At 61.0% G+C, this 24,334-nt stretch carries 17 protein-coding genes; 2 read left to right on the forward strand and 15 right to left on the reverse strand.

Annotated features, from left to right (window positions below):
* Positions 1 to 51 precede the first annotated feature (51 nt).
* Positions 52 to 375, forward strand: a complete 324-nt coding sequence (fdxA, locus tag FEU76_RS08720) for a ferredoxin FdxA (protein ID WP_039180081.1) — start codon at positions 52 to 54, stop codon at positions 373 to 375.
* A 474-nt stretch (positions 376 to 849) separates the two neighbouring features.
* On the opposite strand, the gene eno is transcribed toward fdxA, so the two are convergent.
* The 12 genes from eno to pilM form a co-directional block, all read right to left on the reverse strand.
* Positions 850 to 2,139 (reverse strand): phosphopyruvate hydratase, encoded by a 1,290-nt coding sequence (gene eno, locus FEU76_RS08725; RefSeq protein WP_144982204.1) that lies wholly within the window; start codon positions 2,137 to 2,139, stop codon positions 850 to 852.
* A 68-nt stretch (positions 2,140 to 2,207) separates the two neighbouring features.
* Positions 2,208 to 3,071, reverse strand: a complete 864-nt coding sequence (gene kdsA / locus FEU76_RS08730) for a 3-deoxy-8-phosphooctulonate synthase (protein WP_096922340.1) — start codon at positions 3,069 to 3,071, stop codon at positions 2,208 to 2,210.
* A gap of 10 nt (positions 3,072 to 3,081) precedes the next feature.
* The gene (locus tag FEU76_RS08735) at positions 3,082 to 4,737 is read right to left on the reverse strand and encodes a CTP synthase (RefSeq protein ID WP_039180087.1); all 1,656 of its coding nucleotides are present in this window, start codon (positions 4,735 to 4,737) and stop codon (positions 3,082 to 3,084) included.
* Positions 4,738 to 4,971: 234 nt separating this feature from the next.
* On the reverse strand, positions 4,972 to 6,390 hold the full coding sequence (locus tag FEU76_RS08740; protein WP_016914848.1) for an FAD-dependent oxidoreductase: 1,419 nt from the start codon (positions 6,388 to 6,390) through the stop codon (positions 4,972 to 4,974).
* 32 nt (positions 6,391 to 6,422) lie between these two features.
* The gene (gltB, locus tag FEU76_RS08745; RefSeq protein WP_039180091.1) at positions 6,423 to 10,865 is read right to left on the reverse strand and encodes a glutamate synthase large subunit; all 4,443 of its coding nucleotides are present in this window, start codon (positions 10,863 to 10,865) and stop codon (positions 6,423 to 6,425) included.
* Between the two features lie 453 nt (positions 10,866 to 11,318).
* On the reverse strand, positions 11,319 to 12,425 hold the full coding sequence (gene aroB, locus FEU76_RS08750; RefSeq protein ID WP_144982208.1) for a 3-dehydroquinate synthase: 1,107 nt from the start codon (positions 12,423 to 12,425) through the stop codon (positions 11,319 to 11,321).
* The gene (gene aroK, locus FEU76_RS08755) at positions 12,422 to 12,988 is read right to left on the reverse strand and encodes a shikimate kinase AroK (RefSeq protein ID WP_096922335.1); all 567 of its coding nucleotides are present in this window, start codon (positions 12,986 to 12,988) and stop codon (positions 12,422 to 12,424) included. Before aroK ends, aroB begins: the two co-directional genes overlap by 4 nt.
* On the reverse strand, positions 12,988 to 15,003 hold the full coding sequence (gene pilQ, locus FEU76_RS08760; protein WP_144982211.1) for a type IV pilus secretin family protein: 2,016 nt from the start codon (positions 15,001 to 15,003) through the stop codon (positions 12,988 to 12,990). Before pilQ ends, aroK begins: the two co-directional genes overlap by 1 nt.
* A gap of 60 nt (positions 15,004 to 15,063) precedes the next feature.
* The gene (locus FEU76_RS08765; protein WP_167385710.1) at positions 15,064 to 15,582 is read right to left on the reverse strand and encodes a pilus assembly protein PilP; all 519 of its coding nucleotides are present in this window, start codon (positions 15,580 to 15,582) and stop codon (positions 15,064 to 15,066) included.
* On the reverse strand, positions 15,579 to 16,223 hold the full coding sequence (locus FEU76_RS08770; protein ID WP_039180103.1) for a type 4a pilus biogenesis protein PilO: 645 nt from the start codon (positions 16,221 to 16,223) through the stop codon (positions 15,579 to 15,581). The genes FEU76_RS08765 and FEU76_RS08770 overlap by 4 nt, the downstream gene beginning before the upstream one ends.
* The gene (locus FEU76_RS08775; protein WP_039180105.1) at positions 16,220 to 16,780 is read right to left on the reverse strand and encodes a PilN domain-containing protein; all 561 of its coding nucleotides are present in this window, start codon (positions 16,778 to 16,780) and stop codon (positions 16,220 to 16,222) included. Before FEU76_RS08775 ends, FEU76_RS08770 begins: the two co-directional genes overlap by 4 nt.
* Positions 16,777 to 17,838 (reverse strand): type IV pilus assembly protein PilM, encoded by a 1,062-nt coding sequence (gene pilM / locus FEU76_RS08780; protein WP_144982214.1) that lies wholly within the window; start codon positions 17,836 to 17,838, stop codon positions 16,777 to 16,779. Before pilM ends, FEU76_RS08775 begins: the two co-directional genes overlap by 4 nt.
* Before the next feature lie 191 nt (positions 17,839 to 18,029).
* Here pilM and FEU76_RS08785 point away from each other — a divergent pair, with 191 nt between their 5' ends.
* The gene (locus tag FEU76_RS08785) at positions 18,030 to 20,558 is read left to right on the forward strand and encodes a penicillin-binding protein 1A (RefSeq protein ID WP_144982217.1); all 2,529 of its coding nucleotides are present in this window, start codon (positions 18,030 to 18,032) and stop codon (positions 20,556 to 20,558) included.
* A 104-nt stretch (positions 20,559 to 20,662) separates the two neighbouring features.
* Here the strand turns inward: FEU76_RS08785 and FEU76_RS08790 are convergent, their stop codons facing one another.
* From FEU76_RS08790 to FEU76_RS08800, 3 genes are all read right to left on the reverse strand, one after another.
* A complete protein-coding gene (locus FEU76_RS08790) occupies positions 20,663 to 22,675 on the reverse strand; it encodes a TRAP transporter permease (protein WP_039180114.1) in 2,013 nt (670 codons plus the stop codon).
* 92 nt (positions 22,676 to 22,767) lie between these two features.
* A complete protein-coding gene (locus FEU76_RS08795; RefSeq protein ID WP_039180119.1) occupies positions 22,768 to 23,289 on the reverse strand; it encodes a DUF1850 domain-containing protein in 522 nt (173 codons plus the stop codon).
* 13 nt (positions 23,290 to 23,302) lie between these two features.
* The gene (locus tag FEU76_RS08800) at positions 23,303 to 24,262 is read right to left on the reverse strand and encodes a TAXI family TRAP transporter solute-binding subunit (RefSeq protein WP_039180122.1); all 960 of its coding nucleotides are present in this window, start codon (positions 24,260 to 24,262) and stop codon (positions 23,303 to 23,305) included.
* Positions 24,263 to 24,334: the final 72 nt, after the last annotated feature.

Genomic DNA, 24,334 nt, shown 5'->3' on the forward strand with positions numbered 1-24,334 from the left:
GCGATTAAACACGACCGGAGAACGCTCCGGTCCCGCAAGAGGGATAGTGAGATGACGTTTGTCGTTACCGAGAACTGCATCCAATGCAAGTACACCGACTGCGTGGAAGTTTGCCCGGTCGACTGTTTCTATGAAGGCCCCAACTTCCTGGTCATCCACCCGGATGAGTGCATCGATTGCGCCCTCTGCGAGCCGGAGTGCCCCGCCGAGGCCATTTTCTCGGAAGACGAGATACCGGATGGGCAAGAGCAGTTCATCGAGATCAACGCCGAGCTGGCCGACGTGTGGCCCAATATTGCCGAGAAGAAAGACCCGCTGCCCGATGCCGAAGAGTGGGACGGCAAGCCCGGCAAGCTCGAAAAGCTGGAGCGCTGATCGCAGCGACACGGCATTTCCTGAGAACCAGCGTTCGCGCTGGTTTTTTTTGGCCTGACTAATGCGCACGCAAAAAAAAAGGCGGCCCGTAGGCCGCCCGCTCCAAGCACTTCCTCTGACCACTCCCTGGGTCAACCTCCTCAGGTGACTTCCTTGCCAGGGCTCACATCACTGTGTCACCCGGCGCACCTGCATACATCCCGTTGCATCCTGCCTGAAGCATCCTTGCCTCCCCTTGTCCTGAATGCATTGTGGCAGAACAGCGCAACTTCTCAAGCGGACCCAATACGCAAAAGGCGAGCCCAAGGGGCTCGCCTTTCTTTCATAAAACCCAACAAAGACAATCACTTAAAGTTGGATTAGTGAAAAATTTCGCTTTTTCTTACAAGGTTTCGAGCGAATGTCGTCGGCATTTGTAAGAGATCTCTTACAAATTTTTGAGAGATCTCTTACACGCCGCCTCTGGTTTTTCGCTTATTGGCCCTTGATGGCCTTCAAACCGGGGTAAGTCACTTCCCCCAGCTCTGCTTCGATGACCAGCAGACGGTTGTATTTGGCCACACGGTCAGAACGACACAGCGAGCCGGTCTTGATCTGTCCTGCACAAGTGCCCACGGCCAGGTCGGCAATGGTGGTGTCTTCGGTCTCACCACTGCGGTGAGAGATGACCGCCGTGAAGCCAGCGTCCTGGGCCATCTTGATCGCATCGAGGGTTTCGGAGAGCGAGCCAATCTGGTTGAACTTGATCAGGATCGAGTTACCGATCTGCTCGTCGATGCCACGCTTGAGGATCTTGGTGTTGGTCACGAACAGGTCATCGCCCACTAGCTGCACCTTGTCGCCCAGCTTGTCGGTCAGGGCTTTCCAGCCCGCCCAGTCGGATTCGTCCATGCCGTCTTCGATAGAGACGATGGGGTAGTCCGCACACAGGCCCGCCAGGTAGTCGGCAAACCCTTCGGAGTCGTAACGCTTGCCTTCTCCGGCCAGGTCGTACTGACCGTCCTTGTAGAATTCGGAGGCAGCGCAGTCCAGCGCCAGGGTGACATCGCTGCCCAGGGTATAACCGGCATCGGCCACCGCCTGCTTGATGACGGCCAGTGCCTCGGCGTTGGATGTCAGGTTGGGCGCGAAGCCACCCTCATCCCCTACCGAGGTAGACAGCCCCTTGGCAGACAGCACTTTCTTCAGCGCGTGGAAAATTTCCGCGCCCATGCGCAGGCCTTCACGGAAGTTGGCAGCGCCGACCGGCTGCACCATGAACTCCTGAATATCCACGTTATTGTCGGCGTGCTCACCGCCGTTGAGGATGTTCATCATCGGTACCGGCATGCTGTACTGGCCTGGTTGACCGTATAGCTCGGCAATGTGCGCATACAGCGGTACGCCCTTGGCGTTGGCAGCGGCTTTGGCAGCGGCCAGCGACACGGCCAGAATGGCGTTGGCGCCCAAGGTGGCCTTGTTGTCGGTGCCGTCCAGCGCCAGCATGGCGTCATCCAGACCGCGCTGGTCCCGTGCATCCATCCCCAACAACGCATCACGGATCTTGCCATTCACGGCGTCCACGGCTTTCAACACGCCTTTGCCGAGGTAACGCGCCTTGTCGCCATCACGCAGCTCGAGTGCTTCGCGGGAGCCGGTAGAGGCACCGCTGGGCGCGCAGGCGCTGCCTACGGCACCGCTTTCCAGACGCACGGTTGCCTGAACGGTCGGGTTGCCGCGCGAATCGAGCACTTCCAGCGCACTGATTTCAACAATTTTGGTCATGACAGTGTCCTTTGGTTGTCGGTCTGATGGAGGTTAGGTCCAATGTATACCACGGTTTATCGCAGCGATTAACGGATGGTCAAAGGGTCGAAGCCTTTCACCAAGGTATCCAACTGCGCCAGCTGCGTCAGGAAGGGCTCCAACTGGTCCAGCGGCAGCGCACACGGGCCGTCGCATTTGGCGTTGTCCGGGTCCGGGTGGGCTTCCAGAAACAGCCCCGCCAGGCCTACCGCCACGCCCGCACGGGCCAGCTCGGCCACCTGGGCACGGCGGCCGTCGGCGCTGTCGGCACGGCCACCGGGGCGCTGCAGGGCGTGGGTCACGTCGAAAAACACCGGATAGCCGGTGTGCTTCATATCGCCAAAGCCCAGCATGTCCACCACCAGGTTGTTGTAGCCAAAGCTGGTGCCGCGCTCGCAGAGCATCAGGCGGTCATTGCCCGCTTCCTGAAACTTGCTGAGGATATGGCGCATTTCATGGGGTGCCAGAAACTGAGGCTTCTTGATGTTGATGGCAGCGCCCGTCTTGGCCATGGCCACCACCAGATCGGTCTGGCGCGCCAGGAAAGCCGGAAGCTGGATGATATCGGCTACCTCGGCCGCAGGCGCAGCCTGCCAGGGCTCGTGCACATCGGTAATGATGGGCACGTTATAGCGCGCCTTGATATCGGCCAGTATCTGCAGCCCTTTCTCCATCCCAGGGCCACGATATGAGTGAATCGAGCTGCGGTTGGCCTTGTCGAAACTGGCCTTGAAAACATACGGCATGCCCAGCTTTTGCGTCACGGCCACGTAAGCCTGCGCGACTTCATCGGCCAGTTCCGCCGACTCCAGCACGTTCATGCCGCCCAGCAGCATGAGTGGCAAAGAATTGCCGGCGGTTAAGCCGGCAACGTGGATGTGATGCTCTGGGAATTGGGATTGAGAAGACATGCTTCCCCCTTTATTCCTGAGGTGTGGCGTGGGCACGGGTACGTGCCGTCTTGTACTCGAGCGCGGCGTTGACGAACCCGGAGAACAGCGGATGACCATCACGCGGCGTGGAGGTGAATTCCGGATGGAACTGACACGCCACGTACCAGGGGTGGTCGGCAAGCTCGACCATCTCCACCAGCGACTGGTCCACGCTCTTGCCTGAAATCACCAGGCCTGCACGCTCCAGCTCGTCGATGAACTGGTTGTTGACTTCGAAGCGATGGCGATGGCGCTCGACGATCTCGTCAGCGCCGTACGCCTCGCGCGCCTTGCTGCCTGACGTCAAGTGACACACCTGGCCACCCAGACGCATGGTGCCGCCCAGATCAGAGGCCGCATCGCGCAGCTCGATCTTGCCTTCGGCGTTGATCCACTCGGTAATCAGCCCCACTACCGGGTGCTTGGTGTCGTGGGTGAACTCGGTGGAGTTGGCGTCTTTCCAACCTGCCACGTTACGCGCGAACTCGATCACCGCCACCTGCATGCCCAGGCAGATACCCAAGTAGGGGATGTTGTTTTCACGGGCGAACTGGGCGGTCAAAATCTTGCCTTCGACGCCACGCTCACCAAAGCCACCCGGCACCAGAATGGCGTCTTTGCCAGCCAGGCGCTCGGTACCGTGACGCTCGATATCTTCGGAGTCGATGTAGTCCACGTTGACCTTGATACGCCCCTGGATACCGGCGTGGATCAGCGCTTCGTTCAATGACTTGTAAGCATCCAGCAGCTCCATGTACTTACCGACCATGGCGATGCTGATGGATTTCAGCGGGTTGAGCTTGGCATCGAGTACCTTGATCCACTCGGAAAGATCGGCCGGTGCCGCTTCCAGGCGCAGCTTGTCGCAGACGATATCGTCCAGACCGTGCTCGTGGAGCATCAGCGGAATGCGGTAGATGGTGTCGGCGTCTTGCAGCGGCACGACCGCACGCTCTTCCACGTTGGTGAACAGCGCGATCTTGCGACGCTCGCTCTCTTCCAGCTCGACTTCGCTGCGGCAAATCAGAATGTCCGGCTGGATACCGATGGAGCGCAGCTCCTTGACGCTGTGCTGGGTCGGCTTGGTCTTGGTTTCGCCAGCGGTCTTGATATAGGGCACCAGGGTCAGGTGCATGTAGATGGCGCGGCTGGCGCCCAACTCGCTGCGAATCTGACGAATGGATTCCAGGAAGGGCAGCGATTCGATATCGCCGACCGTGCCACCGATCTCCACCAGCGCCACGTCGAAGCCTTCGCCGCCGGCGTAGACACGCTGCTTGATCTCATCGGTGATATGGGGAATGACCTGTACCGTGCCGCCCAGGTAGTCACCACGACGCTCCTTGCGCAGTACGTGCTCGTACACTCGGCCGGTGGTGAAGTTGTTGCGCTGGGTCATCTTGGTACGGATGAAGCGTTCGTAGTGTCCCAGGTCCAGATCCGTCTCGGCGCCATCCTCGGTGACGAACACCTCGCCGTGCTGGAAAGGACTCATGGTGCCCGGATCCACGTTGATGTACGGGTCGAGCTTGAGCATGGTGACCTTAAGGCCGCGAGCCTCGAGAATCGCCGCCAGCGAGGCCGACGCGATGCCCTTGCCAAGAGAGGACACAACGCCGCCGGTCACGAAGATATATCGTGTCATGGAAAACCTGTCGAAACGTGATCAAAAGGCGTAACAGAAAGCCACACCAGGATGGGACGACAGAATAGCAGATTACACCCTTCGGCTCAATTTGAACTGAAATGGCCACCGTGCCGGGTCGCGAGCTAAAGCTGCCTCCCACACTAACCACTGGCTACCCATAAGCAGTGGGAGGCCGATTTATCGGGCAAAGGGGTGCCTCAGGCACCCCTTATCAGCCACCTCGTTACACGCTTAAACGTTCAGGTAGTCCAGAATGCCTTCGGCGGCCTGGCGGCCTTCATAAATGGCCGTCACCACGAGGTCCGAACCGCGCACCATATCGCCACCAGCAAAGATTTTCTCGTTGCTGGTCTGGAACGCATACTGGCCATGCTCTGGTGCCTTGACCAGATCCCAGTCGTTGACCTCGATATTGGCGCTTTTGAACCATGGGGCCGGGCTTGCCTGGAAACCAAAGGCCACCACCACCGCATCGGCGGCAATGATCTCTTCGGAGCCGGGCACCACTTCCGGGCGACGGCGACCGTTTTCATCCGGCTCGCCCAAGCGCGTCCGCACGACCTTCACGCCCTCGACCTTGTCGTCCCCGACCACCGCCACCGGCTGACGGTTGAACAGAAACTCGACGCCCTCTTCCCGGGCGTTGGCCACTTCACGGCGCGAACCCGGCATGTTCTCTTCGTCGCGGCGATAGGCACAGGTCACGCTGGCAGCACGCTGACGAATCGAGGTGCGGTTACAGTCCATGGCGGTATCGCCACCACCCAGCACCACGACCCGCTTGCCTTCCATGGAGATGAAGTCGCTGGGGTCTTTTTCGAAGCCCAGGCGGCGGTTGACGTTGGCAATCAGGAAGTCCAGCGCCTTGTAGACACCGGGCAGGTCTTCGCCGGGGAAGCCACCCTGCATGTACTTGTAGGTGCCCATGCCCAGGAACACCGCATCGTACTCCTGCAGCAGCGTCTCGAACTCGATGTCAGTGCCGATTTCGGTATTCAGGCGGAACTCGACGCCCATCTCCTCGAAGACCGCGCGGCGGCGCTCCATGACGTTCTTTTCCAGCTTGAACTCCGGGATACCGAAGGTCAGCAGGCCGCCAATTTCCGGGTACTTGTCGAACACCACGGGCTTGACGCCATTACGCGCCAGAATGTCGGCACAGCCGAGGCCCGCAGGCCCCGCCCCTACAATGGCGACCTTCTTGTCGGTCCAGACCACCTTGGACATGTCCGGGCGCCAGCCCATGGCAAAGGCGGTATCGGTAATGTACTTCTCTACGGAGCCGATGGTGACGGCACCAAAGCCATCGTTCAGGGTGCAGTCGCCCTCGCACAGGCGATCCTGCGGGCACACGCGGCCACACACTTCGGGCAGCGAGTTGGTCTTGTGGGACAGCTCTGCGGCTTCGATGATGTTGCCTTCCACCACCAGCTGCAGCCAGTTGGGAATGTAGTTATGTACCGGGCACTTCCATTCGCAGTACGGGTTGCCACAGTGCAAGCAGCGATGCGCCTGACTGGCCGCATCGGTGGGCTTGAAGGGCTCGTAGATTTCCGCGAACTCTTTGGCACGGGTATGTGCCGGTTTTTTCTCGGGGTCTTTACGACCCACGTCGACGAACTGAAAATCGTTATTCAAACGGTTGGCCATGATCTCTCTCCTCGAAGCGTAGGCGCGGACGGTTATTGCGGCTGACGCCGGGATTGATCCAGCAGACTACCCAGGCTGGCGGCCTTGGGCTTCACCAGCCAGAAGTGGCGTGCGTAGTCGCTGAAGTCTTCCAGAATCGCCGCACCACGCGCAGAGCCGGTCGCCGCCACGTAGGCTTCGATCATTTCGCGCAGGTGACGACGATAGGCTTCCATCGCTTCGGTATTCACCCGGTGGATTTCGACCAGCTCGTGGTTGTACTTGTCCACGAAGGTACGATCTTCATCCAGTACGTAGGCAAAACCACCGGTCATGCCTGCCCCAAAGTTGACGCCCGTCTCACCCAGCACACAGACCAGGCCGCCGGTCATGTATTCGCAGCAGTGGTCCCCGGCGCCTTCGATCACCGCCGTGGCGCCAGAGTTACGCACGCCAAAGCGCTCGCCTGCCGTACCCGCCGCAAACAGCGTGCCGCCGGTGGCACCATAGAGGCAGGTGTTGCCGATGATGGCAGTCTTGTGGCTTTCGAACTGGCTGACCTTGGGCGGCACGATCACGATGCTGCCACCGTTCATCCCCTTGCCCACGTAGTCGTTGGCGTCGCCTTCCAGGTAGAGATTCAAACCACGCGCGTTCCAGACACCAAAGCTCTGGCCCGCCACCCCTTTGAAGCGCGCGGTGACCGGCGCCGCTTCCAGGCCATCCTCGCCGTAGCGCTTGGCAATCGCCCCCGAGGTGAGCGCGCCCACGCTGCGGTCGCAGTTGGTGATGGTGAAATCGAAGGTGCCGCCGGACTGGGTGTCGATGGCCTCTTTCAGCGCCGCCAGCACTTCCTGGTTCTTGGCACCGGGGTCGTGGGGCACGTTGCGGCTGACCACGCAGAACTGCGGCGCGTCGGCGGGCACGAAATCGTTGGCCAGCAGCGGCGTCAGATCCAGCTTGCGCTGTGACGCGGTGTTGCCTTCCAGCACTTCCAGCAGGTCGGTACGGCCAATCAGGTCGGTGAGTTTGCTCACGCCCAGCATGGCCATCAGCTCGCGTACTTCCTCGGCAATGAAGCGGAAGTAGTTCTTCACCATGTCCACGGTGCCGCGGAAATGCTCGCCGCGCAGGAAGTCGTCCTGAGTAGCGACACCGGTGGCACAGTTGTTGAGATGGCAAATGCGCAGGAACTTGCAGCCCAGCGCCACCATGGGCGCCGTGCCAAAGCCGAAGCTTTCGGCCCCGAGAATGGCCGCCTTGACGACGTCCAGTCCGGTTTTCAGGCCGCCGTCGGTCTGTAGACGAATCTTGTCGCGCAGGCCATTGATCCGCAGTGCCTGATGCACTTCCGGCAGGCCCAGCTCCCAGGGGGAACCGGCGTGCTTGATGGAAGTGAGCGGGCTCGCCGCCGTGCCGCCATCGTAGCCCGAGACGGTGATCAGGTCCGCGTAGGCCTTGGCAACGCCGGTGGCAATGGTACCGATGCCGGGCTCGGAGACCAGCTTCACCGACACCTGGGCATCAGGGTTGACCTGCTTCAGGTCGAAGATCAGCTGCGCCAGGTCTTCGATGGAGTAGATGTCATGGTGGGGCGGCGGCGAAATGAGCGTCACGCCGGGCACCGAGTAGCGCAGGCGGGCAATCAGTTGATTGACCTTGCCGCCTGGCAGCTGGCCGCCTTCGCCGGGCTTGGCCCCTTGGGCAACCTTGATCTGCAATACGTCTGCATTGACCAGGTAGGCCGGCGTCACGCCGAAACGGCCAGAGGCGATCTGCTTGATCTTGGAGCTGCGGATGGTGCCGTAGCGGGCTGGGTCTTCACCGCCTTCCCCGGAGTTGGAGCGCCCACCGGCCTCGTTCATGGCCTGGGCCAGCGCCTCATGGGCCTCGGGGGAGAGTGCGCCCAGCGACATGCCTGCGCTGTCGAAGCGTGGAATCAGCGCTTCGATGGGCTCGACCTCTTCCAGCGGAATCGGCGTAGCCGCAGGCTTGAGTTTCAGCAGGTCACGAATGGTGGCTACCGGGCGCTCGTTCACCAGCTGCGCGAACTTCTTCCACTTGGTGTAGCTGCCCTCTTGCACCGCCGCTTGCAGCGCCTTGACCACATCCGGGTTATAGGCGTGGTACTCGTGGCCGTGCACGTACTTGAGCATACCGCCCTGGGAAATGCCCTTGCGCGGAATCCAGGCATCCTTGGCCAGCAGCTCCTGCTGCAGCTGCAGCTCGGCAAAGCCGGTGCCCTGAATGCGCGACGCCATGCCGACGAAACAGGTATCCATCACTTCATCGGCCAGGCCCACAGCTTCGAACAGCATGGAGCCACGGTAGGACGCCAGCGTCGAGATACCCATCTTCGAAAGAATCTTGAACAGCCCCTTCTGCAGGCCCTTGCGGTAGTTCTCGCGGGCATCTGCCGGGTTACCGGTGAGTTCGCCAGTGCGGTGCATGTCGGCCATCACCTGATAGGCCAGCCACGGGTAGACCGCCGTGGCGCCCACGCCGAACAGTACGGCCATCTGGTGGGCGTCGCGGGCATAGCCGGTTTCGACCACGATGTTGGCATTCGGGCGCAGCGCCAGACGCCCCAGGTGCGAGTGCACGGCACCCACGGCCAGGGCTGCCTGGATGGGCAGTTGGCCCTTGGGCAGTTCGGCATCGCTCAGCACCAGAATTACCTTGCCCGCCTTGACCTGCGCTTCGGCTTCCTGGCACAGCGCCACGATGGCTTGCTGGAGACTGGTGCTTTCCGGGTCGTAACCCAGCGGCAGCAGATGGCTGGCAAATGCCGGGTCATCCTGACTCACCAGCGCAGTGAACTTGCGTGGCGACAGCACCGGCGTGGTCAGGATCAAACGGTGCGCGTGCTCCGGCGTGGCCTTGAAGACGTTCAGCTCGGCACCGCAGCAGGTTTCCAGCGACATGACGATCGCTTCGCGCAGCGGGTCGATGGGCGGGTTGGTGACCTGAGCAAACTTCTGACGGAAGAAGTCGGTCAGCAGGCGCGGACGGCTCGACAGGACCGCCATGGGTGTATCGTCGCCCATGGACCCGACGGCTTCCTGGCCGCTTTCTGCCAGCGGACGCAGCACCTGGTCGCGCTCTTCGAAGGTCACCTGGAACATCTTCTGCTGCACGTTCAGGGCGTCGGTATCCATGGTCTGGAATCGCGCCAGCTCGGTCAGCGCCGACTCCAGGTAGCTGGCTTCCTGCTTCAGCCAACGCTTGTAGGGGTAGGCAGACTTCAGGCGGTCATCGATGTCCTGGGTGTGCAGCACTTCGCCGGTGTGGGTATCCACGGCCAGCATCTGACCAGGGCCGACTCGACCTTTGGCCACCACGTCTTCCGGCTGATAGCCGTAGGTGCCGATTTCCGACGCCAGCGTGATGTAGCCATTCTTGGTGATCACCCAGCGCGCCGGGCGCAGCCCGTTACGGTCGAGCATACACACGGCCTGACGGCCGTCGGTCATGACCACGCCAGCGGGGCCATCCCAGGGCTCCATGTGCATGGAGTTGTACTCGTAGAACGCACGCAGCTCGGCATCCATGGTCTCCACGTTCTGCCAGGCAGGTGGCACCATCATGCGCACGGCGCGGTGCAGCTCCATTCCCCCGGTCAGCAGTACTTCCAGCATGTTGTCCATGCTGGAGGAGTCGGAGCCAGTGGTGTTGACGATTTCATCCAGCTTGGCGATATCGGGCAGACGCTCGTTGACGAAGTTCGCCTTGCGCGAGTTCGCCCAGCCGCGGTTGGCTTCGATGGTGTTGATTTCACCGTTATGTGCCAGCAGGCGGAACGGCTGCGCCAGGGGCCAGCGCGGCGCCGTGTTGGTCGAGAAGCGCTGGTGGAAAACACAAATGGCGGTTTCCAGGCGCGGGTCGTTCAGGTCCTTGTAAAAGGCTGGCAGGTCTTCCGGCATCACCAGGCCTTTATAGGAGACCACTTCACTGGAAAGCGACGCCACGTAGAAGTCTTCATCACTGCGCAGGGCCTGCTCGGCATAGCGGCGCGCCATGAACAGGTCGACATCGAAGTTGTCGCTGCTGCCGGGCGCCACGAACAGCTGCTCGATACGCGGCAGGCAGTCCAGTGCCATGGGCCCACAGACACTGGAGTCGGTGGGCACGACTCGCCAGCCCAGCACGTCCAGGCCGCGGGCGCTCAGCTCGCCGACCAGGGTTTCCCTGGCCTTGCTGGCACGCGCATCGTCGTCAGGCAGGAATACCACGCCCACGGCAAAGCGCTCGCCCAGCGCCACACCGAGCGCCTCTTGAGCTGCCGCACGCATGAACTGCGCTGGCATCTTGAGCAGCAGACCACAACCGTCGCCGGTTTTGCCGTCTGCCGCGATACCACCGCGATGCGTCATGCAGGTAAGTGATTCAATGGCCGTTTTCAGCAAGTCGTGACTGGCCTGCCCTTCCATATGGGCAATCAGGCCAAAACCACAGTTATCGCGAAACTCGCCAGGCTGGTGAAGACCTCTATTCATTGGGCGTGCCTCTAGTCAGCGTATTTTACCAGCAGCGTTTTTATGGTATTATTTCGGTTTTTTCTTTTTTTATGGCTCTTATTACCCGCCTGAAATAAGGGCTTTCCCGCATCCGCTGCTGCAAGAAAATGGTTACTCAGCATAGCGATTTGCAGCCGCGTAGCGCAATCACCCAGAACTCGCCAACTGCAAAAAAACCTTGTCAAATCCTGTAGTTGCATGCTCAAACTACAAAAAAATACATACACTTCAAGCACTTGCACAGTCATTGCACGATTTTTAAACGCTGCCTACAAAGCATTAGACTTTGGTCTAAAATAAAGCAAAAAACCCATGCCGATAGCGCATAAGCCATGCTGATTGGATACTGACAGCCAATAAAAAGCCCGCCGTGGCTGGGCGGGCTTTGCCATTGTCATGACTGACGCATGATCAGCATCCGGCGCTACCTCGCTAGGCGCGAGGGTAGCCGGTCAGCAGCTCGGCTAGCAGTTCCGGGGGCGTGGCATCGCTGACGCAGGCATCCCCCAGCGCCTTGAGCAGCACCAGCCGCAGGCGCGCATCGACGTTTTTCTTGTCCAGGCGCATGCGCACCAGAAAATCATCGGCGCTCATATCATGCGGCGCGGCCAGCGGTAGCCCGGCACTTTCGATCACCGACCGAGTGCGCGCCAGCGCATCCTCCGTGATCCAGCCCAGCTGGCATGACAGCGTGGCCGCCATGGCCATGCCCGCCCCCACCGCCTCACCGTGCAGCCAGTTGCCATACCCCTGATGCGCTTCGATGGCATGGCCAAAGGTATGCCCCAGGTTCAACAGTGCGCGAACCCCCTGCTCGGTTTCGTCTTCGGCCACGATGTCGGCCTTGATCTGGCAGCTTCTGGCAATCGCCTCGGCCACGATGCCTGGCTCCACCTGACGCAGGGCATCCATGTGCGCTTCCAACCAGCCCAAAAAGTCTTCGTCACGAATGAAGCCATACTTCACGACTTCTGCCAGGCCCGCCGACAGCTCCCGGGGCGGCAGCGTGACCAGGGTATCGATATCGACGATGACGGCTTTGGGCTGCCAGAAAGCGCCAATCATGTTCTTGCCCAGCGGATGGTTCACCCCGGTCTTCCCGCCCACCGAGGAGTCCACCTGCGAGAGCAGGGTGGTGGGCACTTGAATGAACGCGACGCCGCGCTGATAGGAGGCCGCCGCATAGCCCACCATGTCGCCAATCACTCCACCGCCCAGCGCAATGAGCGTACAGCGGCGGTTGAACCCCGCCTCCAGCAAGGCATCCCAGATACGGCTGACCTGTTCGATGCTCTTGTACTGCTCGCCATCGGGCAGCACCAGCGTGCGTACGTCAAGGTGCTCGGGCAAGCTTTGGCACAGCGCGTCGAGATAGTGCGGCGCAACGGTCTCGTTGGTGATCACCATGACCTGCTCACCCGCCAGGTAAGGCACGAACCGCTCAGGGCGATTCAACAACCCCACGCCGATATGAATGGGGTAGCTTCGCTCACCCAGATCCACGTTCAGAGTGCGTTCTATGCCTGAGGGCTGTGTCATGACGATACCTTTGTTTGCGTTGTGCCTGTTGCTTCCAGCGGGTCGACCAGCCGGTGGACCCGGCGCAGAATTTCATTGACCACGGCACGCGGACTGCGTCGATCCGTACGTACGGTAATATCGGACGTGGCGCGATAGAGGGGGTCACGGGTGGCGAACATGTCGTTGAGCACCTGCTCCCGATCGGCACACTGGAGCAGCGGACGATTACGGTCCTTGGCCGTGCGCTTGAGCTGTTGCTCTACGGTGGTCATCAGGTATACCACGGTACCGCGTTCACGCAGTGCACGGCGATTCTCTTCGCGCAGCACCGCCCCACCTCCGGTGGCCACCACCACGCCAGCAAGCCGTGTCAGCTCATCGATCATCTGGATTTCGCGCTGACGAAAACCGGGCTCCCCTTCCACGTCGAAAATCCACGGGATATCGGCACCGCAACGATCCTGTATGGCATGGTCGCTATCATGAAAGGAGCGCGACAGCTCCGCCGCCAACAGGCGACCTATCGTGCTCTTGCCAGCCCCCATGGGGCCGATCAAAAAAATATTGGGTAAATCCTGCATCAGCGAACCGCCAAACCATCATCAAGTAATCGGGGAGTGATAAAGACCAGTAACTCTACCTTTTCATTGCTCTCTTCGGTATAGCGGAACAGCCGACCGATAAAGGGCAGATCACCCAGCAGCGGCGTCTTGGCCATCTGGCTCAGCTGCTCGGTGGTCAGGATACCGCCCAGTACCACCGTCTGACCGTTGTCCACCAACACCTGAGTTTCGATCTGATTGGTGTCGATGGGCGGCTCGCCGCCAAACTCGCTTTCCCGGAAACTGTCGTTCTTGATCACCAGATCCATGATGATACGGTTGTCCGGGGTAATTTGCGGCGTGACCTCCAGCGACAGCTCCGCCTCCTTGAACTCGGTATCGGGGTTGCCTTGGGCATCGACGCTCTGGAAGGCACGCTCTTCGCCTTGGCGGATGGTGGCCGTGCGCTGGTTGGCGGTAATCACGCGTGGCTGCGAAATGGTCTGGCTCTTGCCTTCGCTTTCCAGGGCGCGCAGCTCCAGGTCGAGCAGAATATCCCCCGAGAGATAACCAAAGCTGAAGCCCGTGCTGGCCGCGGCGGTAGAGCCCAGGTCAACGGCCAGCCCACCCTGGGCACGGTTGAGGCCGCCAGGATTGATGTTGCGCGGCACGAACTGCCCGGCATCGTTTTCCAGGAAGCCTCGGGTGCTGGAGACGCCCCAGTTCACCCCCAACTCCCGGGAAGCGGTATCTCGGGCAATCACGATACGTGCCTCGATCTGCACCTGACGCACCGCCACATCCAGCCTGTCCAGAGTACGCATGATGTCGCGCACCTGTTCCGCCGTGTCTTGAATGAGCAGTGTATTGGTACGCTGATCGACGCTGACGCGGCCACGGTCGGTCAACAAGCCAAACCCGTCACCACCGCGCAGCAGCTGCGCCAGGTCTTCTGCCCGCGCGTACTTGACCTCGACGAACTCGGTGATCAGCGGGGCAAGGGTCTGTTGCTGGTTGCGCGCCTCGATCTCCTGCCGCTCCAGGTCAGCCAGCTCGCTGGCGGGGGCCACCACGATGACATTGCCCTGCTCGCGACTGGAGAGCCCCTGGCTTTGCAGAATCAATGCCAGCGCCTGGTCCCAAGGGACTTCGTTCAGGTTCAAGGTGACGCGCCCCGTCACGCTGTCGCTGGCCACCAGGTTCAGGCCAGTAAACTCGGCCAGCGTCGCCAGCACGGCACGCACTTCGATATCCTGAAAGTTGAGACTCAGGCGATCACCCGTGAACGACTGCCCTTCGCGCTCGCGCTGCTGCTGCGGTGCCTGGCTCACCGGCTGGACCTCAATGGTCAACGTGCGGCCACTCTGCGAGGACAACATGGCGTAAGGGCCTTCCGTTTGCAGCTCCAGCAGCGTGTCACGCTGCCCGGAACGGGGCGTGATGCGGGTAATCGGCGTAGCAAAATCGGTGACATCGTAAATCTGGTTCAAGGCATCGGGGATGTCCACGTCTCGCAATTCGGCAATCACGCGCCCCCCACTGCCTTCACGCACCTGAGTGACGACACCGTCACGGTCGAAGGTCACCAACAGGCGCCCCGAGCCATCCGTACCGCGGCGGAAGTCGATATCACTGACCTGGGGGCCTTGCGACGTTTCCAGGCCTCCCTGAGGCGAGGCATCAGGCGAGAGCGTAATCCTCAACCGGTCGCCGTCGACCCGTGAGGTGTATTCCAACGGCTGGCTCAGGTCGACCACCAACCGCGTTCGGCCATTGCCTTCCAGCGCCGTGATGCGTTCGACGCCTGCACTGCCGACATTGATGCGACGCTGTGCCAAGCCGCTTTGCGTATCGGCCAAGTCCAGCGCCAGACGCGGCGGCGCATCCAGGCGATAGCCGCTCAGCTCCGCCACGCCACCGCTGAACTGCAGCAGCAGCTCCACGTCGCCACGCGAGGTTTCTCGAACGTCCAGCGCAGTGAGCACGGAGCCCCAGGCCAGCGCAGGCATCATGGCAAACAGGGAAAGCGTTATTTGGCGGAGCGTGATGGCCATAAAAAGTCATCCAGTAACTGAAAAAGGTCGAAACACGTTATGTGGCAGGGCGCTTGCGGCTTACTCCAACGTCAGCGCCGCCGGGCGCTCCTGCCAGCCTTGCTGCTGATTGAAAATGCGCTCGGTCAGCCGCACCTGCTGCGGTTCAATGGCCGTGATGCGTCCATGGTCGGTACCCAGGTAGTTGCCCACCCTGACGCTGGTCACACTGCCATCCGGAGCGGCAATCATGCCCACCTGCTGACCGCCCATGCGCAGCGTGCCCACCAGGCGCAGCGATGGCAACGGAAACTGCTCCAACGGCTCGGGAGGGCGCTGCTGGTCCGGGGCAAGGGCACTTTCCAGCAAGGCCGACGAGGCCTGCGTACGAATGCTCTCGGGTGCTAAAAAGGGGCTACGTGCATCACTATAACGATAATCGACCACTCGGTAATCGGGAATCGTCGGTATTTCTATCGGCGGCTGCCCCGCTGGGCTACGCCGAATGTCATTGAGCTGTTCGTCCAACTGAGCCAGGTTGGCATCCCCGCAGCCAGCCAGCAGTAACAGGCACCCTACCAGGACGGGCCAACGCTTCATGGTGTGCCCCCCTGCTCTGCATCATCTATATAGCTATAGGTGCGCGCCAGCAGCGACATGCGCAGCGTATCACTGCCCTGCTCGATAGGCACCAGAGTGACATCCTGCTGGGTGATGATCCGCGCCTGCTGGCTGATATCCGCTACGAAGCGTGCCAGCTCATGAAAGCCGCCCCTCACCTGGATATCGAAGGGGTGCTCGACATAGTGGGTATTGAGTACCGTGGGGCGAAGGCGAATGGTCTCGATGGTCAGATTGTTGCTCACCGCAGCATCGCTGATACCGTCCAGCAGCGTGGGGATCTCGGCGCTGGTGGGGAGCATGGCACGCATCGAGGAAATCTGCTCTTCCAACAGCGTCAACTGGTCGCGTACCTCCGGCAAGAAAGCCGCTTCACCCACCTTGCCACGATACTCACCCAGCAAACGCACTTCCTGACGCTGCGCCGCTTCCAGCGCAATACGCTTCTCGCCGACCAGCCACCAGCTCAGACCGCCGAACACGATGACGAATGCCAGCAAGCAGCACAGGCCTTTCAACAAGGTGGGCCACTCGCCCGCCTCTTTTACATCCAGCGCTTGCCAATCGACGCTCTGCAGACGCTGCCACTCGTCACGCCACCGCTGTCGGCTCCAGATCATGGCGCTGACTCCTCGCTACCGGGCAGCACTTGCACCACCTCGAACTGAAAAACCCGGCTGGTGCCATCCTGGCCGCTGGCGACTTCCGACAATAGCGGCACTCCCAAGCCTGGCATGTCGGCGATTTGACGAAGCTGCTCGGATACCTGCCGCTCGTTACCGGCCATGGCCGAAATACTGACACGGTCACCACTGCGCGCCAGACGCTGATACACCACGCCATCGACCACGCTGGCGGCGATGTCATTGAACAACTTGACCGTACTGGCCCGCTCGCCCTGCAGCGTTTGAAACAGCGTCAATTGCTCACCCAGGCGAGCTACCGAGGCCTGATAGCGCTGCACATCGGCAATTTCACTGTTCAAACGCTCGAGCTGTTGCGTGATGTACGCATTGCGCTGCTGCTGCGCCGCCAGCTTCTGCTGATAAAGTTGCGAAGCGCCCAGTCCAAGCCCCACGCCCAGCAGCAACATCAGGATGACCAGTTGCGCGAAGCGTCGCGTGCGTCGCTGCCGTCGCGCCTCACGCCAGGGCAGCAGGTTGATGGTGATGCTCATAGCCCGGCCCTCATGGCCAGCCCACCCGCGGTCAGCATGGCCGGTGCATCGTTGGTGAGCCCTTCGATATTGAGACGCTTGTTGATCCGCATGCGTTGAAACGGATTGGCAATGGTCACCGTCATGCCGCTATCTTCGGAAATGCGCTCTGCCAGGCCGGGTATCACGCTCGACCCGCCGGCCAGAACGATATGCTGCACTTCATGCTGGCGGCCAGCGGTGTAATAAAGCTGCAGGGAGCGACCCACCTGTTGGACGACCGTGTCGAGAAAGGGATTGAGCACCTTCTCCTGATAGTCATCGGGCAAGCCACCGCGTTTCTTGGCAAACCCGGCTTCTTCGATACTGAGCGAATAGTAGTCACGGATGGCATCGGTCAGCTGTCGGCCACCAAACACCGTGTCGCGGCTGTAGACGATATGGCCACCGCGCACTACATGGAAGGCATTCATGTTGGCCCCGACATCCACCAGGCCTACGCAGGCGTTGGGGTCGCTATCCACCTTCAGCTGGCGGCGCAGCTCGGCCAACGAGCGCTCCATGGCGAAGGTTTCCACGTCGACGGCAGCGGGTTCGAGCCCTGCACGCTCCAGAGTTTCGGTCAATTGGGAGACATCCTGCTGACGGCAAGCCACCAGAATGACCTGTTGCTGCTCTTCATCGAAAGGCGCAGGGCCCAGGCAGTGAAAATCGAACGCCACTTCACTGAACGGAAAGGGGATATGGCGGTCAGACTCGGCGATGATCCGTTCTTCTATCTCGTCTTCGCTGAGCGAAGCGGGAAATTGCAGCGTTTTGGTAATCGCAGCGCTGGCAGGAACGGCGACGGCGGCCTTGCGGGTCGAAGGCTTGGCATGCTCCACTGCCCGGCTCAACACGTTGGCCACATCGTTGATATCTCGGATGCGTCGCTCGACCACTGCGCCTTCACGCAGGGGGCGCACGGCGTAGCTTTCTACCTGAAAATTGTCATTGCACTGCTTGAGTTCGAGCAGCTTGACGGTCGCCGAGGTAATATCGACACCAATCAACCCTTTACTGGGTGCTAGTAAGCGCATGTTGAGTCCGGCTCCGCCTGCCTATCGTGCAAGTTTCGAGGTTACATGATTTTTGCTTAAGGCACACGCCAATGCCTCTACGCCATATCAACACTGGTGGCCGCTGCTTCCCCTTCCTATAATGGCAGCCATTGCGCGCTATGGCGGTTACACCACCATACCTACTCTCTTTTCATGGGTGCCCACTGTTCATGACGTTTTTACGAACTCTAGTGCTGTCGCTATTTTCGCTGGTCGTTGCGCTGATGGGCGCCACGGTACTGGCGGTCATCGGCGCGGCGATCTACTTCTCTCCGGGTTTGCCCGACGTTCGGCAACTGCAGAATTTCGAGCTGCACACGCCGCTCCGTATCTACACCAATGACGGCAAGCTGATTGGCGAATTTGGCGAAGAGCGCCGCATGGCGATCGACTTCGATGACATCCCGGACAACATGGTCAACGCGCTGATTGCCGCCGAGGATGCCAGCTTCTTCAACCATGCCGGTGTCGACCCGCGCGGCCTGGCCCGAGCAGCGGTCGAGCTCGTTCAGAGCGGGGGTTCCATCCAGTCCGGTGGCTCCACCATCACCATGCAGGTGGCGCGTAACTACATGCTGACACTGGACCAGACGTTCACGCGTAAAATACGCGAGATCCTGCTGGCCCTGCAGATGGAAAAAGTGCTCAGCAAAGAGGAAATCTTCGAGCTCTACGTCAACAAGATCTTCCTTGGCAACCGCGCCTACGGTATCGCCGCAGCGGCGGAGACCTACTACAACAAGCCGCTGGCCGAGCTGAGCCTGGCCGAAACCGCCATGATTGCAGGCCTGCCCAAGGCGCCGTCTGCCTTCAACCCGCTGGCCAACTCCGAGCGCTCGCTGATTCGTCGTAACTGGATCCTGTTCCGCATGCGCGAACTGGGCTACATCGACAACGAGGCTTACCAAGCCTCGGTGCAGGACCCGGTCACCGCTCGTCGCCACTTCACCCAAACCGAGGTGGATGCGGCCTATGTCTCTGAAATGGCCCGTCAGTACGCCATCGAGCGCTTTGGCGATGCGGCCTATACCGGCGGCTACCGCATTTACACCACCATCGACAGCACCATGCAGCCTTTCGCCCGTCAGGCATTGGCCAACGGTTTGATTGCCTATGACCTGCGTCACGGCTGGCGCGGTGCCGAACAGCGTGAAATCGCCCCTAGCCTGGTCGAAGCCCAGGAGCAGACCAATACCCAGGGCCTCGAAGAGGAGCTCTCGGAGTCACCTGAAATTCGCCAGACCGCTCGTCAGGCCGCCCAGCGCAGCCAGACGGAAGTGGAAGGTGTCGATGGCGACGTGAGCAACTGGCTGCAGGTACTCGAACGCACGCCCAACTATGGCCTGCTGCGTCCCGCCATCGTGGTCGAAAGCAGTGGCCGCGAAATGCAGGTACTCACCCGTGGCGGTGAACTGCACACCATCGCCTGGAGCGGCTTGAGCTGGGCGCGCCCCTACCTCAGCCCGCGCAGCCGAGGTGCCGAACCCAGCAGCGCCAGCCAGATTGCCGAGCGTGGCGACCTGATTCGTGTCATCGAGAATGACGACGGCTCCCTGCGTCTCTCTCAACGCCCGGATGCCGAAGGCTCTCTGGTGGCCCAGGACCCGCGTACCGGTGCGATTCTGGCCCTGCAAGGTGGCTTCGACTTCAACGCCAGCAAGTTCAACCGCGCCGTACAGGCTCAGCGCCAGTCGGGCTCCATCTTCAAGCCGTTCATCTATCTGGCGGCACTGGAAGATGGCGAAATGAACGCCGCCAGCGTGGTCAATGATGCCCCCGTGGTGCTGGACGACGGCAGCAACGCCCTGTGGCGCCCGGTGAACTCCAGCCGTGACTTCCAGGGCCCCATGCGCCTGCGCCCTGCGCTGGCTCGCTCTCGCAACCTGGTCACCATTCGTGTGCTGCAGACCATGGGGCTGGATCACACCATCCAGTACCTGGAAGGGTTCGGGTTTGCACCCCAGCGCCTGCCACGTGGCCTGTCGCTGGCGCTGGGCAGTGCCGACCTGACGCCGCTGGAAATGACCAATGCCTACGCCGTGATTGCCAACGGCGGCTTCCAGGTCTCCCCCTGGTTCATCGACCGGATTACCCGCGATGACGACAACGAGTTGATCGACGAAGCCACCCCGCAGGTGGCCTGTGCCGGCTGTGCCGAAGGCCAGGAAAGCGTGGAGATCAACGGCAAGACCTACCCGATTGCCCCCCGCGTGGCTGATGCAGCGGCGGTGTATATCCTGCGTGACATGCTGCGCGACGTCATCACCTCGGGCACTGGCCGTGCGGCGCTCAGCTTGAACCGCGATGATATCGTGGGCAAGACGGGCACCACCAACAGCCAGCGAGATGCCTGGTTCGCGGGCTTCAACAGCGCGCTGGTGACCACCGTTTGGGTCGGCAAGGACAGCAATGAAACCATCGCCGAGTATGGTGCCAATGCCGCCCTGCCCATCTGGATCGAGTTCATGGGGGATGCGTTGGCAGGCTCACCGTCGGCGATTCCGGATCGCCCCGACACGGTGGTCTCGGCACGCGTAGACTCGGAAACGGGACGTCGCCTGCACGATGACCAGCCGGGCGGTATTTCCGAGCTGTTCCACCGTGACCACTTGCCCGACTACCAGGCACGCCGGATCAGCCAGGAGCTGGAAGAAGCCAGCGGCTCACAGGGCTCAGGCGCAGCAGAATCGATCTTCTAACTGCCCGCCAGCCCGCCCTGTGGTCGACAGTCCAACCTGAACCGCAGGCATGAAAAAGCCCGGGAACCTCTCAAGGTTTCCGGGCTTTCTGTTAGGGATGGCCGTTAACTCGCTACGCTCAGCGCCTCACGTCGGCTGGCTTGCCAGTTGGCCGCAATGACCACCGCCATGACCACCACGCCTGCGATTTCTGTCCACAGGCTGGGGTAGAACACTGCGAAGATCGCGCCGCCAATGGCCAGACGCGGCACCCAAGACATGCGCGTGAACAGGTAGCCCTCCAGCGACGCGGCAAACGCCCCCAGCGCCAGAATGGCGATGACGCCGTTCCAGATCACCACCGGTACCGGCCCACCCACGATGATCTCCGGGTTGAACACCATGAACAGCGGGATCAGGTAGAGCCCCTTGGCAAACTTCCACGCCTGCACGCCGGTTTCCATGGGTTTACTGCCCGCAATCGCTGCCCCGGCAAAGCCTGCCAAGGCGATGGGAGGCGTCACGTTGGAGTCCTGGGAGTACCAGAACACCACCAGGTGAGCGATCAGCAGCGGCACGCCGAACTCGGCAGTCAAGGCTGGGCCGACCAGCACGATCAATACGATATAGCTGGCCGTCACGGGCAGACCCATGCCCAGAATCAGACTCGCCAACAGAACCATCAACAGTGCCAGCACCAGGTTACCGCCAGAGAAGGCCAGCATCATGGAGGAGAACTTGAGCCCCAGGCCAGTCAGCCCCACGACGCCCACGATGATCCCTGCCACGGCACAGGCCATCGAGACCGCCACGGCGTTGCGCGCGCCCAGCTCCAGCCCCTGAACCAGCTTCACCAGCCCGGCCCACAGCACCCCCTTGGTGCGCTCGAAGGTCACGGGTTGGCCCTGCTTGGGAGCCACGAAGAAGTACCACAGCGCATAGCGGATCACCGCCACGGCGACCATGGTCACCACCGCGTAGTAGCCCACCCGCATGGGCGACATGCTCATGGCCAGCAGCCATACCAGCACCGCCAGCGGCAGCAGGAAATGCCAGCCATCCTTCATTACCTGGCGCATCTGCGGCAGCTCGCTCTTGGGCATGCCCTGCATGCCTTGCTTCAAGGCGATGATGTGGACGAAGAGATACACCGTGGCAAAGTACATGATGGCCGGCAGAATACTGATCTTGACGATTTCCAGGTACGGCGTATTGGTGTACTCGGCAATCAGGAACGCCCCGGCCCCCATCAGCGGCGGCATGATCTGCCCACCGGTAGAAGCCGCCGCCTCGATGCCTCCCGCCTGCTTCGGCTTGTAGCCCAGCTTCTTCATCAGCGGAATGGTGAACGCTCCGGTGGTCACCACGTTGGCGATGGCACTGCCAGAAATCGACCCCATGCCCGCCGATGCCAGCACCGCCGCCTTTGCCGGGCCACCACGCTGCCTGCCCGTGGCAGCGTAAGCCATGTCGATGAAGAACTTGCCTGCGCCCGTGCTTTCCAGAAACGCGCCAAACAGGACGAAAATGAAGATATATGTGGCGGCCACGCCCAGCGGCAGGCCGAAGATGCCCTCTTGCCCCAGGTAGAGCTGACCCGCCACGCGGTCGAGGCTGTAGCCACGGTGAGCCATGATGCCGGGCATCCACTCGCCCAGCCAGGGCAGCTCGCCCCGCGGCCCGGCAAAGGCATAGATGATCGCCAACAGGCCAATAATCGTCATGCCCAGGCCCACCGCACGGCGGCTGGCTTCCAGTACGGTCACCGTGGCAATACAGGCCACCAGAATGTCCGTCTCGTTCCAGAATCCGGCGCGGCTGAAAATGGCGTCCAGGTTGAGCACCAGGTACCCCCCGGTGATCAGCGCCCCGGCGAAGAAGATAAAATCGATCCCCCAGCCCAGCACACCGCGTTTACGGTGAGGGCCAAAAGCCGGAAACATCAGAAACGCCAACAGCATGATCAGCGCAAGGTGGATACTGCGCTGATAGAAGAGACCCAGGGGTTGAATACCCGCAGAATAGAGTTGGAATAACGAAAGCCCCACGGCAACAATGGTGATACACCACAGCACAATGCGGGGTTGAATCGCATTCCCGCCCGGCATGATGACCGGCGGTGGAGTGGATTCGTTCATGAAGTCCTCGGAAGCGTTAGCTAACTTATACGTTATGTAATAGCGCCAGGCGTGGTACACCCGGCTTTATGTGATGTGCTTGGCAACAGCTTTCATTGACAGATATCGTCATGGGGCAAGACGTCGCGAGCCTCCATCAGTTGAATCGTGACACGCTGCCCAGCCACCCGCTCGCTCAAGCTGCACGCGGCATGCTCACCATCGGGCCAGACCACCTGATGGTTTACCGCGAGAGCCCCCACCCGTAGTGCGTAGCGGTTATTGGGCACCGATTCGTTAATCTCATTGATCCAGTAGCCACCCTCCCCATCCGACACTTGCTCGCCACGTCCCAGGACATGCCCGAGCCCAGCGGCAAAATCCGGCTGATGGCTACGCTCCAGCTGCAGCGTTCCTGCCGCATTACGGTAGCAGTCCAGGACCGTGAAATGCTTTACCGAGTGCTGCCACTGGATGCACCAGCGGCTGCCGCTGGGTGCCGCGACATCCAGCAGCGCCTGATGGTCTGCGGTCGTGACGACCAGACGCTGCGACGCCGAAGCAGGGGTAGCCCCCGCTTCGGCGCACATGCCGCTCATCGTGAGAAGCGCCACCAGTGGAAAATACCACCGCATAGCGGCTCCGCGATTACGGGCGCAGGTTGTCAGGGATATCCGCACCGGCTTCTTCGAAGTAGCGGATAGCGCCCGGATGCAGCGGCACTGGCGTAGAGCCCATGGTGAACTCGACGGTAGTGTCGTTGGCTGCCGGGTGAACGGCGATCAGCTCATCGATGTTTTCGAACAGCAGGTGGGTCAGTTGGTAGGCCAGCTCTTCGTCCATATCGGCATTGACGACCAGTACGTTGGGAATACCAATGGTCTGGACCGCTTCGTCCATGCCATCGTACATGCCCGCGGCCAGTTCATAAGGCGCAAACACCGCTTCCACTTCCTGAGCGTTGGCAATCTCTTCATCGGACAGGCCGATCAGGCGAATATCGCGCGTGGCAGCAAGGTTGAGAATTGAGCTGGTGGGCGGACCAACGCTCCAGAAACCGGCGTCGATATCGCCATCACGAATGGCATCGGCGGTTTCGTTGAAGTTCAGGCGCTGGGGAGTGAAGTCGCTGTAGCTGACGCCATTGGCTTCCAGCAGAGCACGCGCGTTCAGCTCGGTGCCGCTACCCGGCGCACCCACGGAGACGCGTTTTCCAGCCAGATCCGCAATGCTGTGAATGTCCGACTCGGCCAGCGTCACGAGCTGCACCGCGTTCGGGTAGACCGAGGCCAGTGCGCGAGTATTCTCGATCTGACGACCTTCAAAATCACCCGTACCGGTATAGGCCTGATAAGCGGTATCGGCCAGGACCAAGGCCAGATCGGCATCACCGCGCATGATCAGCCCCATGTTCTCGACGGAAGCGCCGGTCACTTCGGCGGTCGCCTGAGCGCCATCGATATGGTTGTTGATCATTTCGGCAAAGCCACCACCGATCGGGTAGTAAACGCCGCCGGTACCGCCGGTCGCGATGGAGAGCTGCTGAGCGCTGGCGGGCAGAGCAGCCGCCATCATGGTCGCTGCAACGGTATATTTTAGTTTTTTCATTGGAATTGCCTCCGTCCTGCTTGGACTTATTGATTATGGTTGACGTAAAGGAGGTAAGGAGCCAGTTTCTCG

This window comes from Halomonas sp. C22, assembly GCF_007655045.1.
Lineage (GTDB): Bacteria > Pseudomonadota > Gammaproteobacteria > Pseudomonadales > Halomonadaceae > Vreelandella > Vreelandella hamiltonii.